At 41.8% G+C, this 16,689-nt stretch carries 15 protein-coding genes and 1 pseudogene; 6 read left to right on the top strand and 10 right to left on the bottom strand.

From position 1 onward, the window contains the following. Window positions 1-42 precede the first annotated feature (42 nt). Window positions 43-1,221 (bottom strand): RNA-guided endonuclease TnpB family protein, encoded by a 1,179-nt coding sequence (locus tag DP117_RS11855; protein ID WP_169218525.1) that lies wholly within the window; start codon window positions 1,219-1,221, stop codon window positions 43-45. A 60-nt stretch (window positions 1,222-1,281) separates the two neighbouring features. Here DP117_RS11855 and DP117_RS11850 point away from each other — a divergent pair, with 60 nt between their 5' ends. From DP117_RS11850 to DP117_RS11825, 6 genes are all read left to right on the top strand, one after another. Then, window positions 1,282-1,446, top strand: a complete 165-nt coding sequence (locus tag DP117_RS11850; protein WP_169218506.1) for a ribbon-helix-helix protein, CopG family — start codon at window positions 1,282-1,284, stop codon at window positions 1,444-1,446. A gap of 153 nt (window positions 1,447-1,599) precedes the next feature. Further along, entirely contained in the window at window positions 1,600-2,664 is a 1,065-nt protein-coding gene (locus DP117_RS11845; protein ID WP_169218505.1) for a potassium channel protein, read from the top strand. A 2-nt stretch (window positions 2,665-2,666) separates the two neighbouring features. Next, a complete protein-coding gene (locus DP117_RS11840) occupies window positions 2,667-2,825 on the top strand; it encodes a hypothetical protein (RefSeq protein WP_169218504.1) in 159 nt (52 codons plus the stop codon). Window positions 2,826-2,925: 100 nt separating this feature from the next. Continuing rightward, window positions 2,926-4,443, top strand: a complete 1,518-nt coding sequence (locus tag DP117_RS11835; RefSeq protein WP_339381194.1) for a HAMP domain-containing sensor histidine kinase — start codon at window positions 2,926-2,928, stop codon at window positions 4,441-4,443. 13 nt (window positions 4,444-4,456) lie between these two features. Next, on the top strand, window positions 4,457-5,128 hold the full coding sequence (locus DP117_RS11830) for a response regulator transcription factor (protein ID WP_169218503.1): 672 nt from the start codon (window positions 4,457-4,459) through the stop codon (window positions 5,126-5,128). 153 nt (window positions 5,129-5,281) lie between these two features. Then, window positions 5,282-5,641: a response regulator transcription factor gene (locus DP117_RS11825; RefSeq protein WP_169218502.1), complete on the top strand. Its 360-nt coding sequence runs from the start codon at window positions 5,282-5,284 to the stop codon at window positions 5,639-5,641. 9 nt (window positions 5,642-5,650) lie between these two features. Here DP117_RS11825 and DP117_RS11820 read toward each other — a convergent pair. The 9 genes and pseudogenes from DP117_RS11820 to DP117_RS11775 form a co-directional block, all read right to left on the bottom strand. Further along, window positions 5,651-5,896 (bottom strand): annotated as a pseudogene (locus DP117_RS11820) (iron uptake porin); the annotation flags it as partial. Window positions 5,897-5,940: 44 nt separating this feature from the next. Next, window positions 5,941-7,467: a helix-turn-helix domain-containing protein gene (locus DP117_RS11815; RefSeq protein WP_169218500.1), complete on the bottom strand. Its 1,527-nt coding sequence runs from the start codon at window positions 7,465-7,467 to the stop codon at window positions 5,941-5,943. A gap of 515 nt (window positions 7,468-7,982) precedes the next feature. Next, a complete protein-coding gene (locus tag DP117_RS11805; protein ID WP_248277631.1) occupies window positions 7,983-8,234 on the bottom strand; it encodes a hypothetical protein in 252 nt (83 codons plus the stop codon). A 98-nt stretch (window positions 8,235-8,332) separates the two neighbouring features. Then, window positions 8,333-9,376: a glycosyltransferase gene (locus DP117_RS11800; RefSeq protein WP_169218498.1), complete on the bottom strand. Its 1,044-nt coding sequence runs from the start codon at window positions 9,374-9,376 to the stop codon at window positions 8,333-8,335. A 23-nt stretch (window positions 9,377-9,399) separates the two neighbouring features. Beyond that, window positions 9,400-10,692: a glycosyltransferase gene (locus DP117_RS11795; RefSeq protein WP_169218497.1), complete on the bottom strand. Its 1,293-nt coding sequence runs from the start codon at window positions 10,690-10,692 to the stop codon at window positions 9,400-9,402. Window positions 10,693-10,736: 44 nt separating this feature from the next. Further along, window positions 10,737-12,029, bottom strand: a complete 1,293-nt coding sequence (locus DP117_RS11790) for a colanic acid biosynthesis glycosyltransferase WcaL (RefSeq protein ID WP_169218496.1) — start codon at window positions 12,027-12,029, stop codon at window positions 10,737-10,739. A 243-nt stretch (window positions 12,030-12,272) separates the two neighbouring features. Continuing rightward, window positions 12,273-13,478, bottom strand: a complete 1,206-nt coding sequence (locus DP117_RS11785) for a histidine phosphatase family protein (protein ID WP_169218495.1) — start codon at window positions 13,476-13,478, stop codon at window positions 12,273-12,275. Next, window positions 13,462-14,793 (bottom strand): hypothetical protein, encoded by a 1,332-nt coding sequence (locus DP117_RS11780; RefSeq protein ID WP_169218494.1) that lies wholly within the window; start codon window positions 14,791-14,793, stop codon window positions 13,462-13,464. The genes DP117_RS11785 and DP117_RS11780 overlap by 17 nt, the downstream gene beginning before the upstream one ends. A 76-nt stretch (window positions 14,794-14,869) precedes the next feature. After that, window positions 14,870-16,615, bottom strand: a complete 1,746-nt coding sequence (locus DP117_RS11775) for an ABC transporter ATP-binding protein (protein WP_169218493.1) — start codon at window positions 16,613-16,615, stop codon at window positions 14,870-14,872. Window positions 16,616-16,689: the final 74 nt, after the last annotated feature.

The raw sequence follows: 16,689 nt of genomic DNA, 5'->3' as shown, positions 1-16,689 counted from the left end.
AAATCGATGTTTACTTTCCGCTTCACCCAAGGGAGTCGGCTCCTACTTGTCGACGGACGTATCTTCCGGTTGAGCCAACCGTACATACTCACAAGGGGCATTCAACAAATTAAAAGCCGCGTTCAGGTCCCTATCTAACATGATTGTATGAGCTACACAGCTAAAGTTGATGCACTTGTAGATTCTGTCAGATAGTTTTAGTCCGTCATGCTTAGCGCCACACATGCAGCACGTTTTTGATGATGGATACCATCTATCAACCAACTCAACTTTAGTCCCGTAAACTTGGGACTTATAAGTTAATTGACGACGAAACTCATAAAACCCTAAGTCAGAGATTGCTGCTGATAGTTTTCTATTCGCGAGCATCCCACTTACATTCAGATCTTCTATGCGAATTCGATAGTACTTGCGACTTATATTTGTTGTTAGTTTGTGCAAGAAATCTTGACGCTGACTAGTTACGCGATCATGCTGTTTAGCCAAAGAGTCAAAATACTTCTTTGCTCTGTTTGATTGCTTGACACTCAAACGACGGTTACCTAATTGCTTTTTGCGGTTACGCCATTGTAGTTTAGCCAGCTTGGTTTTTGCTTTTTTCATTGGCTTTGGCGCTTCCACGCTAGTCCCGTCGCTCAAGGTGGCAAAGCATTTCACCCCTAAGTCAATTCCAACTTTTTCTTCTGGATGGTAAGTAGGCGGGATTTTCTGTGCGTCTACTGCAAAGCTTACAAACCATTTACCCGCATGATGGCTAATCGTAAAAGTCTGCGTGCAATACGAACAAGGCAAAGCTTCTTTTAGCCGGAATGTTTCCAGCGTAGGAATTTTGATTCGCTTACCGTAAGGAAGCAGTATCTTACCATTGCTGTCATAGACGGTGAAGGATTCCCCATCTTTGCGACGCTTAAATCTTGGTCTATCCGCTATCCCCTGACCCCAACGCCTGTAAGCATTCTCCAAAGCCTGCAATGAGCTTTGATAAACCTTGGAAGAAAGCTTAGACATCCACTGGAATTCTTGTTGCTTCTTGGTGTAGTTCGTCAAGACCTTTTTGATAGCCTTGATTTTCTTGCCGTACCCACCTGCTATCCCATCTCGTTCCAAGCCTTGTATTAGTGCTAGCCCGTAGTTGTAAACAAAACGGGCAAAGCCAGCATGTTTACGCAATAAAGTTTGCTCTTTGTTATTCACTTTTAGCTCAATCTTAATCGCGTACATCGCTTGAAACATAAAATATTATACTATCTATTATTGTACACACAGTTTACAGATTTGGTAATGGCGAAACAGGATAAAAGAATAGACTTACGAGTAACACAAGCAGAATTGGAATTATTAGATGAGTATTGTCAGTTGACAGGAAAGAACCGGACTGATGTGCTACGAGAATTTATCCGTAGTTTGAAAAAGAAAATGCGAAACGCTCGAAGTTGTTCGATTTAATTAGATTTTTTGCTATCTAGTAACTCCTCCTGAAATTTTTCATCTTACCGTTGGACACTCTTTTCTATGACAATCTTGAAAAAAATCTTCTTACAAACTTCATCTTAAGCCAGCACTCAGATATTCTCAAACGAGTGGCGATGGAAAAAAACCGTGTATTCAACACTAGAGCAAAAGTATCAACAGATTCAGAAAGAATTAAAGGCAGGGATCATCGCCCTGGCTGGAGTCTTTCTCATTGGCACTTTGTGGTACAAGTTTGTGGAGGATTGGTCATGGGAAGACGCAGCTTATATGACCGTCATTACCTTAGCGACTGTTGGCTATGGTGAAACCCGACCGTTAGGGGCACGAGGAAGATTGTTTACCATCGCCTTGATTTTGATGGGCGTTGTCAGTATTGGTTACATTGTCAATAGATTCACAGAAGCTGTTATTCAAGGTTACTTTCAACAAGGAATTAGAATACGACAACAGAGGCGCTTAATGGAATCCTTAACAGACCATTATATCATCTGTGGATTTAGCCGCACAGGTCGCCAAATTGCCATAGAATTTCGGGCAGAAGGCGTTCTTTTTGTCATTATTGACTCTAGGTTAGACTCTGTACAACAAGCTCAATCTCAGGGTTACACAGTATACCAAGGAGATGCCACTCTGGATGAAACTTTATTTAAGGTTGGCATTGAACGGGCAATTTGTATTGTAGCAGCACTCCCCTCAGATGCAGAAAATCTATATGTAGTCTTATCAGCGAAAACACTTAATCCTAATATTCGGGCGATCGCTCGCGCCAGTACAGAAGAAGCTTTGCAAAAATTACAACGTGCTGGCGCAGATGCTGTGATTTCTCCTTATATAACTGGAGGCAAGCGTATGGCAGCAGCAGCTCTTAGACCCCAAGTGATGGATTTTGTAGATGGGATCATTTCTGGTACAGACCGACAGCTGTATATGGAAGAATTTTTGCTAGACCCTGCGGCTTGTCCTTTTGTCGGTCAAACTTTAGGGCAAGCAAACTTACGAGCGCTCACCGGAGCACTGCTGCTTGCTATCCGCCGCACCAATGGGGAACTTATCGGCGGTCCCACTCCTGAAACGGTATTTTTACCAGGAGATGTTCTGATCGCTATGGGAACAGCGGAACAATTGCGTACACTCAACCGAGTTTTAGGACCTATTGGTTCCAAGAGGTTGCGGCGACCAAGGAAGAGTTAACTATGACTAGAGCAACTCATGAAAAAAATCTTCTTTCTCTTTCCATACCTGAAGTTAGGGCTTTTACCATTTTTTCTTTTGCCTTTGAACTGTCAGCAGGCGTGCAAAGCGATGGTCAATCCATCTTGCGACAGAAATCTGAAGAATTGGTTATAATCTAACAAAAAATTTTAAAATGGAAGACATCACCAAAGAGTATGTTGGAAAATCATTTCAAGAGTGAGTAATGAAAGCAATGACAGTGGCACAACATCCAACCTTATTCGAGGTTGGAGAAAGTTCTTGGGAGAAGCACGAACCCGCATACTACTTTGGTATGTATTGATTATCACCTTCATCTTTGTAGTATCCATTCCTGCTTTTCGGCTACTGTTACATGCCCGTGTGGATATGCGAGTTAACAGGGAATTGAGGGAAAAGATTAAGGTTTTTCACTCACTAGTTACTTATGGCATCACATCCGATCACACGGAAAAAGATGCTCTTGACATACAACAGTTTGAGATGCTGAGGACAGATGAGCGTCTTCAGCGTCCATCTTCGAGACAACAACTTAAAGACTTTTTCAAAGCGTTTTTGTCTAGCCAGCTTCCTGATGACGATACTTTTTTGATTGCATTCTTAGATGGAAAATTCTATAGATCAAGTCCTAGAGGACGACCAGAACAACTGGCAGAAAATTCACAATTAATGCAGTATTGGGCAAAACAAACTCAACCAGAACAAGGTGAAAAGCATTTTTCTGATAGTTCCGTTCACAGCATCCTTTACTTGACTCAACCTGTTAAAATTAACGGAGAAATCTTAGGGGTGTTTGTGGTAGCTCACACGAGTGCTGGTGAACATGCAGAAGCCTTAGAAGCTGTCATCGTTATCGTTCAAGTCAGTTGCGTTGTTTTGGTTGTGGCTTTGGTACTGGCTTGGGTAGCTTCTGGACATGTACTGGCTCCCTTACGAATGCTGATAGCAGCGATACGTTCTACTAGCGAATCAGACTTGCAAAAGCGTATTTCCGTTCAAGGACAAGGTGAAATAGCAGAATTGGCAACCACTTTTAACGAGATGATGGATCGATTGCAAAGAGCTTTCACCAGCCAGCGGAACTTTATTAACGATGCTGGACATGAACTGCAGACACCCATTACTATTATTCGGGGACACCTAGAATTAATGGACAATGACCCAGAGGAGATAGAGGAAACTCGAATACTGGTGCTGGATGAATTAGACCGTATGAGCCGATTTGTAGAAGATATGATTTTACTTGCAAAGGCAGAACGCTCAGATTTTTTACAGTTAAAGACGGTTGATGTTGCTGCTCTAACAGAGGAATTGTATGCTAAAGCAAAAATCTTAGCAGATCGTAATTGGCGCTTAGATGCTATGGGTAAGGGTCAAATTGTCGTGGATCGGCAGCGGATTACTCAGGCTGTGATGAATTTAGTACAAAATGCGACCCAGCATACAAAAAACACTGATGTGATTTCTATTGGCTCTACGATTTCAAATGGTAAAGTTCATTTTTGGGTTCGCGATACTGGGGAAGGCATTGCTGTTAGTGATCAACAACGAATCTTTGAGCGCTTTGCCCGTGCTGCACACAGTCGTCGTCGTTCCGAGGGAGCGGGTTTGGGATTGTCGATTGTCAAAGCAATAGCTGAAGCTCACTGTGGGATGGTTAAACTTCGCACTCAACCAGGTAACGGAGCAAAATTTACTATTGTTTTGCCTGTGGAACCACCCCCAATGATGAATGATCAATTGATTGATAATTCATAGTTAAAAACTACCTATGCCTCACATTCTGATCGCTGAAGATGAATTCCGTATAGCCGCCTTTATCGAGAAAGGATTAAAGGCAAATGGCTTTAATCCTTGTGTTGCAACAGATGCCGATGAAACCTTGAGAATGGTTTTAGGAACTCACTTCGATCTGCTGATTCTGGATTTAGGGCTTCCAGGTAAAGATGGTTTAAAGTTGCTCGAAGAAATACGGGGACAGGGTGAAGAATTACCTATAATCATCCTGACAGCTCGTGATGATATTGACGATAAAGTCGCAGGACTTGAAGGCGGTGCTGATGACTACATGACCAAACCCTTTCGATTTGAAGAACTCTTAGTAAGAGTGCGGCTGAGGTTGCGAAACCGCCAAGTAGGGCTAGTTAAGGAAGAGATGATTCTTACAGCACAAGATGTGGTGCTTGACTTACGAACTCGCAAAGCACGAGTCGGCGATCGCACTATCGAACTCGCAGCTCGTGAGTTTACTTTGGCAGAAACTTTTTTCCGTCATCCAGGACAAGTCTTTAGTCGAGAACAGCTTTTGGATCGGGTTTGGGGGTACGATTACGATCCTGGTTCTAATATTGTCGATGTCTATGTTGGCTATCTGCGGAAGAAACTAGGCAGTGAGTTGATTGAAACTGTTAGAGGTATGGGTTATCGGTTACGGCAGTTATGATACCATTTCTTATATAATTTTTTCAGATCATTTTTATATATAAAACTCTGTTCTACTGTTGAAAGAGTGATAAGTTCCATGTGGCTACAGAAAGGCAGTTTTATGATATTCAACGAACTGCTTTCGTAGTGAGCAATTTTTACCGAATATGATATGAACCAAGTCTTAATTGTAGAAGATGAAGCTCGCCTCGCCGCTTTCGTCGAAAAAGGACTACGAAAAAATGGTTTTTCTACCGCAGTTGCAGCAGATGGCGAGCAAGCAATACATATGGCTGAGAATAGTCATTTTGACTTAATTTTGCTTGATCTCAAACTTCCAATCAAAGATGGCTGGACAGTACTGCGAGAACTACGACGAAATCAGAGCAAACAATTTCCGATTATTATTATGACAGCTATGAGTGATGAGCAGAATAAGACAGCTGCTCTTAAGAATGGTGCGAATGACTACATTACTAAGCCTTTTAGCTTTAAAGACTTACTTGAAAGAGTCCGCACTCAGCTAGACTAGGTTCAAAAATCAAAAGCTGAAAGTTGTGCGAATTGTACCGATATATATAGTGTCATTGCTGCTGTTGTGTTCTGGGTTTATAATTACCAAGACTCCAGGGGTGATGGAAATATTGTCAGTCGCTTGGTAACGGTAAAAAGCTTCTAGATGAACTGCGGTATCTTCATCTTCGTATGCTCGTCCTGCAAGCTGAAAGTCATTACTGATCACTTTTGGTGGTTGTCCAATAACAATTCCCGCTACACTTCCTTGTTTACGTGACATCTCCTACACCAACCCTTGCGGGTATGGTGTAGGCTTCATGCAGTCCTTTTAAGGATATACACAATTTCATTCATGGTACTTTTATCTATAGCACCAACTATAGAAACCTTCCCATTACGGCGTTTTATCCTAGGGAAAATGTCCAACCCTAGTCGCTTCAAGTTAATAGCAGCATTAATGTCTCTATCAACTAGAAGCAATAACTGTTCGTCCCAATATTCTCGCATATCAGTATCGCTAAAAACTATCTCGTTCCGATAACAAAGAACTTGGGAACTGTATGCAGGATTTTGAGGTACTACAACGGCTCCAGCTTTTCCGGCTATGTGACCTAGTATCTCAAAAAACTGCGCGAATGCTGCATCCATCCAAGACTTATTCAATCCTGATTTTGCAGATTGACCATTAGGTAAAAATAACCCATTTTCATCCTGCTTTGGTGCATTTCTTTTGCTCAAGCTTTGTAAGTTAAGTTTCTCATGGAAGAAAAATTTCTTCCCTGTTCTTACAAGTTTATGCGCTGTTTTGTATTGAAAATCTTTGCGACATAAGGCTATTTTTTGATGTTGTTTAGCCTCTTTCTTGGCTAGCTTACGTCGTGACTTACTACCACGGCTACGCTTGTTTCTTTTTCTAGAAATCTTGTCTAGTTTGTGCTGGTTTTTGCGTAATGATTTAAGGCTTGGAAGTTTAGTACCCTCAGATGTTGCAAGGTAATCATCCCCATGCAGGACGGCATCTAGCCCCATCGAATTCTCCCAAGTTGGAGTGATTTCATCGCATTTGTCCGCTAAAAAATGGGCAGGCTTTAAAACCTCTCGATTAATCGTGGGGTCAAGACGCATATCACAATAAGCGAGAAGTTTGAGCGGAGGTTTCCTCCGATCAAAGCTTCGGTACTGCCCATTTTTTTCGTGTAAGACCTCCTCATCCGGGTTAAAGTCTGGAACAGAGGTATCCTCTAGAACCATTTGCATGTACCAACCGTCTACTTTTTTGGTTACGCTAACTTGTTTTAGCTTGAAACCATTAGGTAGTGGTCGGTGCATCCGTACTTTAACTACAGCAATTTTGGGCAATCGTAAATAAAACCAATTTTTACGTACTAGCTTAATCCAATCATTATTCGCAGTTGCAAACGTCATTGTTCGGAAACTCGCTTCTGTTTTCAAGCGCGGTTTACCCGAACGTTTCCCATCGCAATCACCAATTATATAACGCTCAAAACCCTTGTCAACCCGTTTACAAATATCTTGAAGGATGGTTGAATCAACGCGAGTCAAATCAAGCAGTTCGCCACTGTGGACAACAACTACCAAGTCTTGCTTGATTACGGGTAACTGCAATTTTTGAGTGTAATAGTTTGGACGATTGCCAAACAAACACGGGAATATTTCTTTCCACTGCGGAAAAGCTTGTAATTGCAAATGGTTGTTTTGCCACCAAGTGAAGCGCTCACCCAATTGACGGTTATACCAGTAGCGTGAAATCCGCAACCAACTATTAAGTTCTAACTTTTGTTTAGTATCTGGATAAAACTTGTACTGATATGTAACCTTCATCAGTGTTCGACCTCTACTTCACGGGGAATAAGATAACATTAATGTACACCCATTGGTCAACCAATATGAAAAATAAACAATTAAAGTTTAGGATGTCTGAGCGTAGATATAATAAGCTGCAATTATATGCATTGCAATGTGATAAAACCATGACCCAATTGTTTGAAGAATTTGTTGACTCGTTACCAAGCCCAGAGATTGACAAAAACTCAACTGCCCTTCAATCTGTTTTACCTGCGGGAAAAAGCAATTGAAGGGTTGGGTCTGAAATAGACAACAGGACCGCCTTATCCATTCATACTCAAGAAAGATTTCTCTTTGAGGCGGTGGCGTTAGCGGAGCGGAACGAAGTTCGGCGGTTTTGGTATCACTTAGTTACCAAACCTAACTAATCAAACCGCCTCGCCACCAAGGCGCTCGCATATTTGTCCATGCTTTATGAAGCGGCGTCTCGTTTTTGTCCGGTCATTCATCCCACACCAACCTTGCGGTATGGTGTGGGGCTTCTGTCCGTTTCAGCTAAAATGGACTTGGTGACTAAACTTGTAAAGTAGCCCTACACCCGCACCATCTCCCTGACGATAAATTGGGTTACGCTGGGCAAAGCGAGAAATAGTACCACGACCACTACCACTGAAAAAAGGATTAGGATTACTCACAAAGTCATCCAAACCACCCCCTACAACTTCAAGATAAACAGTAGCTTTTTTTCCCAGGGGAAAGCGATATTCTAGTCTGAAATGTGTTTCTTCAAGGTTTGCTCTCAATTCTTACCTGTGGTATTTTCAGGTAGATGCTATTTGAAAATTTGATATTTTCAGGTAGACGCTATTTTAAAAATTTACTGATGAGCAGCTATAAGCCCTTAAACTTTAGATAATTCTGGTGTTGGTGATGGTTGGCTCTTGATAGGCGGAAGCTCAAGCTTACGCTGAGGTAGAATTTTGGCATAGCGGTTTGTAAGAAAACGGTTGAGTTTCTTATCCAGCTTTTTCAAAAATCTCTTTAACGGCTTGTTCTCAAACCCGAAACTCACCTGACGCACAAAAGGTTTAATAATTGTCGCAATTCGTCTCACACCCAGTTTTTTGTATTTAGTTTGGAAATAACCATCCTCTGACAAATCCCACTTTTCGCGGATACGTTGTAAACTTCCCAAAGTCCAAGCATCACTCCAACGCAGCATATAAAAATGCAAATCTGTCCATTCTAGAGGTGGACCTGGTACATAAGTTACTAAACTATCAGGTTCAAAGTATACTGTACCTCCTACTTGCACGACACTCATGCAGAAATCAAGGTGTTCTTTGGTGTTGAACATAGCTTCATCCAGGTAGCCAATGCGTTCAAATATCTGAGTGCGGACGAGGGTGCAGTGAAATTCTGCTAACTCTGTTTCAGTTCGCTTGAGTTGGGGACGCAGTTCTCTGGCATTATGACCTTGTTTATACATCTTTTCACGCAGATGGCGTTTGCCTTTGATATCAGTGACGATGTGGCTTTCCCCGCCTGCAAAGTGAACTCTTTGGTGTATGGGTTTCTTTTCGCACATTAAAGGACCGACTACGGTTGCTTCTGTTTCCTCTGCACATGTCACTAAGGCTTTTAGCCAACCTGGGGAAACTATGACATCGTTATCAACAAAGACTAAGTATTTAGTATCTACATGACTTAAACCGATGTTACGGGCGTGGTTGGGAGAGAGGTAGTAATTTGTGCGAATGATTTCAAAGTTCTTTTCTTGTGCTTTCGCTTCCAGATAGCGACGAACTTTTGCGGGAGAATTCCCATCTACATAAATTAATTTGAAGGGAAAATCTGTGTGTTCGTAAATGCTTTCTAGAGATTCTTGAGTGCAGCTAAAACGTTCGCGAGGAACAACAATAATTGTGACAATAGGTTCTGTCATTGTTAATAACTCTATTTTGACTGTTAGTTGTTGGTTGTTAAAGCTAAAGGCTTGACTTGCAACTTCGCTTGAGGTAATTCTGAATTAAGTAGTTGCTGATAAATTGCCACTAATTCATCATTTAGTTTACTCATGTCGTATTTTTCTTCGACACGTACACGTCCTGCTTGACCCATCTTTTCCCAAACTTCTGGATGTGAGATGAGATAGGTTAATTTGAGAGCGATCGCATCAGCGTTACGTTCCTCAACTAGAAAACCAGAAACTCCATCTTCCACCAATTCAGGAATCCCACCATGTAATGTACTAATCACAGGTAAACCCATCGCCATTGCTTCTTTTAAAGTATTAACAGGTGCATCTTGATTTCCGTCAGCACCAGTGACACTAGGAGCAATAAAGATATGGCAAGTATCGAGAATCTCAACAATTTCCTTTTGCTGTTTCCATCCCAATAACTTGACAATATGACCTAAATTTAGTTTGGTTATTAATTTTTGAAAACTATCTTTTAATGGACCATCACCAATGATGTTGTATTCGATGTTTGGGTAAGTATGAGCGACTTTCGCAATTGCTTGAATGACGTACTCAATACCTTTTTTTTCTACCAAGCGTCCAGTCGTTGCAATTCGTACTTTGCCATCCATAGGAAAATGACGCTCTTTAAAAGCAAACTTACTGCAATCAATTCCTGAACCGTGGACATGAATCTTGTTGGGGTCACAACCCAAAGCAACTGCTTTATTTTTAAAAAACTCGCAGTTAGCCAGAAAAAAATCTGTTTCTTCAAAGAGTTCTTGATAAACTCCTTCACCCCATTTTGGGAGAAACTTACTAATATCTGAACCCCGAAATGTTGATATCAATTTTCCTTCAATTAAACCAAGTTGGCGAAACCACACACCAAACACGCCTAATGTACTAAACTGACAGTGGATAATGTCGTATGATTTCTTGTCCAGAAATGGAATTGCTCGGTAGAGCATCTTTAATGATTTCGCTTGACTAACGTACCGAGAGGTGTTTAGTAATTGCAAGCAAACTGAAGGGTTTTTGTAAAAATTGAGCAACAGTAACCCCAAGCCTTTAAGCCAACGCCATAACTCATTCTTTGGTCGAGTTGGAGCGTAAAAAGTGCGTTCTATAAGTTTATATTGTTCTACCAATGGATGGACTTTAGATGTATCCTCAGGAGGACCATCAAGAGAGTAAATATGGACTTCATGTCCTCGTTCTATTGCACCAACAATTTGATTTAAAATAAATGGCTCTGATAGCACGGGGAAATGTGCAACGAAGAATGCTATTTTCATTTTTTTAGTCTTCTGAAACATTGTATTTCCTGAAAAGTGTAAGTTTAAATGCGAGTTAATATCTTTGTCTTCTTCGCAAGTACTTGCTGAGTTGATGTGGTATTTAGCATTTGCTGATAAATTGACACTAATTCATCGTTAAGTTTGTTCATGTCGTATTTTTCTTCGACACGTACACGTCCTGCTTGACCCATCTTTTCCCAAACTTCTGGATGTGAGATGAGATAGGTTAATTTGAGAGCGATCGCATCAGCGTTACGTTCCTCAACTAGAAAACCAGAAACTCCATCTTCCACCAATTCAGGAATCCCACCATGTAATGTACTAATCACAGGTAAACCCATCGCCATTGCTTCTTTTAAGGTATTAACAGGTGCATCCTGATTTCCGTCAGCAGCAGTGACACTAGGCGCTATGAAGATATGACAGTTGTCGAGAATTTCAACAATTTCTTTTTGTTGTTTCCAACCCAGTAACTTGACAATATGACCAACATTTAATTCAGTGATGAGTTTCTCAAACTGTTCTTTTAACTCTCCATCACCGATAATGTTGTATTCAATATTTGGGTGAGTTTCTGCTAGTTTAGCAACCGCACGAATACCATATTCTATTCCTTTCTTTTCCACCAAGCGTCCCGTCGTCGCAATCTTCACCTTGCCATCAGAAGGGAAATAACGAGGTTTAAAAGAAAATTTACGACAATCTAGTCCCGAACCGTGAACAACAATTCTTTCTGATTCGCAACCCAAATTAACAGCACGATTGCGGAAGAATTCGCAGTTTGCTAAGAAAAATTCTCCTTCTTGGAAGAGTTGGTCATAAACGTGTATGCCATTTTCTTGGACATACTTACTAATATCAATCCCGCGAAATGTGGTAATCAATTTACCTTTGATTATACCAGCATCGCGATAGGCAAGGGCAATAGGTGCTAATGTTCCAAATTGACAGTGAATAATATCATAATCTCCATCTTGAAGTAGCGATACAGTTCTGTAGAACGTTTTTAAAGTCGCGACTTCTGAACCATACTTCCAAGGATTAAAAAATTGCAAAGTCGTTAAAGAACCTTTATTTATATTTTTGACCAGCAAACCTAACCCTTTCAAAAAACGTAGAAAAAGGTTTTCAGGTAGAGTTGGCGGGTAATACGTACGCTCTAACAGTTGATATTCTTCAACAACCGGATGCACTTTACCAGTATAGTTTTTTGGCAAACCATTGACAGGGTGAATGTGGACTTCATGTCCACGGTCGATTAAACCAGTGATTTGATTCAAGATAAACGCTTCTGATAAAACAGGGAAGCGCCAAACTATAAATGCAATTTTCATTGTTTTGTTCTAGGTTATTTTGAGTGGTAGTCAGGAATATTAAATTGATTTAAAAAATACGATTTTAGAGTATTTGGAACCGCAGATGCACGCAGATAGTTTATCTGTGTACATCTGTTCTTATAGCAATCCTAAATCATTTGTGAAAATTATATATTCCTTTCTTCTTTCTTTCCTTTGTGTACTTGGCGTTCTTGGCGGTTCGTTTCCTTGTCTATATTTTTCACGAATCAAATAGCACTGCTATATGCTTCGTTTGAGGGCAAGGTTTATCTGTGGTTTTATATTTAAATATTTGGTTTTTAGAAAAGGTCTATTCATTGCTTGCAGAATAGGAGGATGGTGAGAACCAGGATACTGGATGCAGCTAATGGTCCCTTCTCTCACCTGTAACCGCTCAATTTTATCTGAACTCATACCAATCGCTTGGCAAATTAAGCGTTTGAGAATTTCTTTACTAGCTATTACTAAACCAGTCATCAACTGGTGAGAATTTGCCAGACTTTTCGTGTTAATTACATCTTGCCAAACTTCAGGAAAATCCTCTCGTAACACCTCAAGTTGAACCGTTTCTGGATGGTATTGGAGAATTTGTTGTGTCATCTCCTGGGAGGTGTCAAAAATACTACTCAAGCTAAATTCAATATTAACGTCCTTGAGGAGTTCAGCTAAATTCTCGGTTTGTTCCGCTGTTGCGTTTGAAGGAACAAGCAACAAACGTAAACCTTTACCTCCTTCTTGAGGTTTGGGTAAATCTTCCCCCACATGGGAACTCAGATTCATCACTTCCAATTGTCCTGACTCCAGAGAACCATTGGCAAAGTTTAATATACTGATACCGCAATTTGACTGCTGGATACAGTGGTAGTAGTTAGGACTTATACCAAGAGCAGTGCTGATTAAGGCGCGGTTTGTACCGCCGTGGGTGACGAGTAATAAGGTCTTACCGATATAACGCGGTAGCACTTCTTGCCAAAATTGTTGCACGCGTTCGTACAAGTTGAGGGCGGGGTAGATATATCGTTGTGACTTCTGTGTTAGGTTTGGCGGAATTTCCATGCGAAATTCATCAGGGCGTTGTTTCCAGAGGCGATACTCTTGTGGAAAGGTTTCGCGCACATATTGAAAAGCTAACCCTTGCCATGCAGGCATATCAGTTTCGCGTAACTTGTCTGTCACCAGAATTGTGTTTGGGTTAATATGCGGGGCTATGATTCCTAACATTTCCTTTGCTGTTTCATGCGATCGCCTCAAGGAACTAGAATAAATCGCATCAAACGCCAGTCCCTTCAAAAAGGCTCCAGTTTTACGGGCATCGCTGCGCCCTACTTCGGTTAATACTGATTCATCACTGCTACCTTGATACAAGCCCAAAGCATTGTAGGTACTCTGTCCGTGGCGTACAAGAATCACGCGGGTTTCTTGGTATTCTCTAAAGTTCGATCGCATAAGTCTGTCCTTCTGGTGAAGTGTCATCAACAATGCTTTGCAAGCGGTACAGGGTTGTGTAGTTATTACAGCGCCTGAGTTCGCTGTGAGTACTTTGTTCTAGGATACTTACCCTTACAGGTGTATATTTTTTACAACTAGACCCAATCATGACCATCCACAGCTTTGCGAGTGCGATCGCTAACCACATACGTTGTGCGCGTTCACAATCAGTCAATCGCGTCCGCCATTGCCAATCGTCTGTTTTGACATCTTGATAGCAGCACTCAGTCCAAGAACGTAATTCATGCCATAATGATGTGTCTGCGGGTTCTAAATCGGTTAGAATTAACCACGGCTCGCAAGAGTCAATATCCCAACATGCCAGTAGGATACATTCCTCCGGAAGGTTTCCCTCCAAAAGAAGCTGTCCATTAGGGTTAGGGAGGAAACCCCAACCCCAGTCGCCACAACAGGGAGAACCCTCCGTAAGCGCAGAGTATACATTGAGTTGTGAGCCTGCGGTACTGTTGAGTGCTAACTCCTGCTGCGCCGCTACGCCAACGGACACGCTACGCGAATGTGTTGGCGCGCAGGACTTACGCGTAGCGTCGTGCCCGTAGGGCATAGTTTGGCTCGCAGGTTTCCTCCCCTGCAACTCATCTGTGCAAGAGGCTGGCTCTTCCGTGGGGACACATAAGCCTCCGTTGTAGTAAATGCTGTGGTTGATACGTAAAAACGGGTGCCAACCAACTTGGACTATCATCTTGTACAACCAATCAGTGTACAATACACGGTCAGCACACACAATGACTGTCCAATCATTAGGAATCACACCCTGCAAATGTGTTAGCAACTCCTGCCAAATTGGTTTCCAACTTTCTTTTGCAGCTGCTTTGACAACGCACCATGCAACTGGTACTGCACATCCAGCAATCAAGACGTTAATTGATAAAACCGTAAAATTATTTTTGATATTTGTGGCATCTAGTGCAAGTGTGAGTTGTTGACGATGAGTTGGTAATAAACTCACTATCCATTTTAGTAGGGGTGCAAAGCAACTGCTTACTTCCAATTGAGCACGCTTTTTACCTTGTTTAACACCTGTTTTTGATAATGCATCTTGATACCATTCTTTTAATCTTTGGCGTACTGTGTTTGTCTTTTCTCCATTAAGTTGGGCGATAAATTCTGACACTTTATTCAGACTACTTGATTTGGTCATAACGATGCCAAAACTCCAAGTTGCTAGTCCTATTGCTTCTGGTATACTCAAGTGTGGCATTCGTTGTGAGATGGTCCGTGACCACTGTTTGAGGTATTCGTTTTTCAGCATTTCCTTTTGCTTACTTCTCAATGATTTTTTATCCTTAAACAGCCATGCGATTGAAGACTCAGCTGTTTTAAAAAACCTACGCCTGTAAGCAGGCTTCCTCTTCAACGTGGAGAATCAAATCTGCATTTTGTACCGCCTTGAGATTGTGGGAGATAAGAAACGTCGTCCGCCCCTTGGTAAGTTTTTCTAGTGCTGCATTGACTGTCTGTTCGCTGGCGTTGTCTAAACCTGTCGTGGGTTCGTCCAAAATGACAATGGGTGCTTGACGGATAGCTGCACGGGCGATCGCAATTCTTTGCCGTTGACCACCGGAGAGTGTGCCACCCCGTTCGCCTAAAATGGTGTCGTAGCCTTGGGGTAGCTGCATAATAAATTCGTGAGCATTAGCAAGGCGTGCGGCGTTTTCGACTTCTTTGTCAGAGGCTCCGAGCTTTCCGTAAGCAATGTTTTCCCGGACACTAGCAGCGAATAACACGCTATCTTGCAAAACAACGCTAATTTGCTGTCGGAGTGAGTCTAGGGTATATTCGCGGATATCTTGATCATCGATAAAAATGCGACCTGATTGTGGGTCATAAAGACGGAGAATAAGACTGATGAGAGTTGATTTACCGCAACCGGAAGGTCCAACCACTGCTACTTGTTGTCCTGCTTGGGCGACAAAACTAATATTTTTTAAAATTTTTCTCTCTGTGTTGTAGCCAAAGGAAACATTTTCAAACCGCACTGCACCAGAGAAGGAATGCGCTTTTTGCGCCCCTGGTAAATCGCGCACATTAGGTTCATATTCTAAAAGTTCTACCACCCGTTCCCCGGAAGCAGTCGCTTTAGCAATTTGCCCAACTTGGTTAGAGAGTTTTCGCATTGGTTCAAAAGCATTTTTCAGGTAGGTGATAAACACCAGCAGTTCACCTGGAGTGAGTTCTCTGTGCAGAACCACATGTGAACCGCGCCACAACACAGCAGCAATCATAATAGCCATCAGAACTTGCACTGTCCTTTCCAGCGCTGCTGATAGTTTTAAAGATTCAATCGCTTCATCTAAACTTTTTTGGTTTTGCGTCGAAAAAATGCCATGTAGCTTTTTTTGGAGAGATAAGACTTGTACCACCTTGATAGCACCAATAGTCTCACCTGTTGTTGCAGCTAAAACGCCTTCGGAATCACGATGCTGCTTGGCAAAATTGCGAATGCGACCAATCATTTTGCTCGTCAATAACGTTAACATAGGAAAAATAGTTATTGCTACCAACGCCAATTCCCAATTGAGCCAAAACATAATCGCCGACATCCCTACCACAGAGATAATATTCGTAAATAAAGGCAGGGCAGTTTTGATGGTGACAAGCCGCATTTTTTCGATATCAGCTGTTACGCGGGTAATCAAATCACCGCTTTTGAATTGTTGGTGAAAGGATAGGGACAGATGCTGCAAATGATGGAAAACATGACCGCGTACTTCTGACAATACTTGAACAACAGCCAAGGACATCCCATAAGTACTTAGGTATGCAGCCATGCTACCCACTCCAGTAATGCCTACAATTGCTAAAGCCGACAAAGTTAGCAGCACCATTGGGCTAAGACCAAAGGTAGTAGTAACGTTTGCAGAGTTGTTGTGAGCAGGTATAAGAATATAGTCAAAGACATACTTCAAAGGCCAAGGCTCCAGCAAACGCAGACTAGTCTCGCCTAATAGTGCCAAGAAAGAGCCAGCAATCAACACTCTCTGCTTACGGATATACGGCGAGAACTTCTGTAATATCCGCATGAGTCCTGGTATAAGTCCTTTCAAGTCTTTTTCTTTGGAGCGCTGACCCATGAACCTATCTTCCTTATGTGATGTTTGAATCTAATACTTGCTAATTGCGAATGGCTTTTCCCATTAGCTAATAT

Origin of the sequence: Brasilonema sp. UFV-L1, assembly GCF_012912105.1 — a bacterium.
In the GTDB taxonomy this organism is placed as follows: Bacteria; Cyanobacteriota; Cyanobacteriia; order Cyanobacteriales; family Nostocaceae; genus Brasilonema.
The sequence above is the reverse complement of the archived record's forward strand: the minus strand, read 5'-3'. Positions and strand labels throughout refer to the sequence as shown.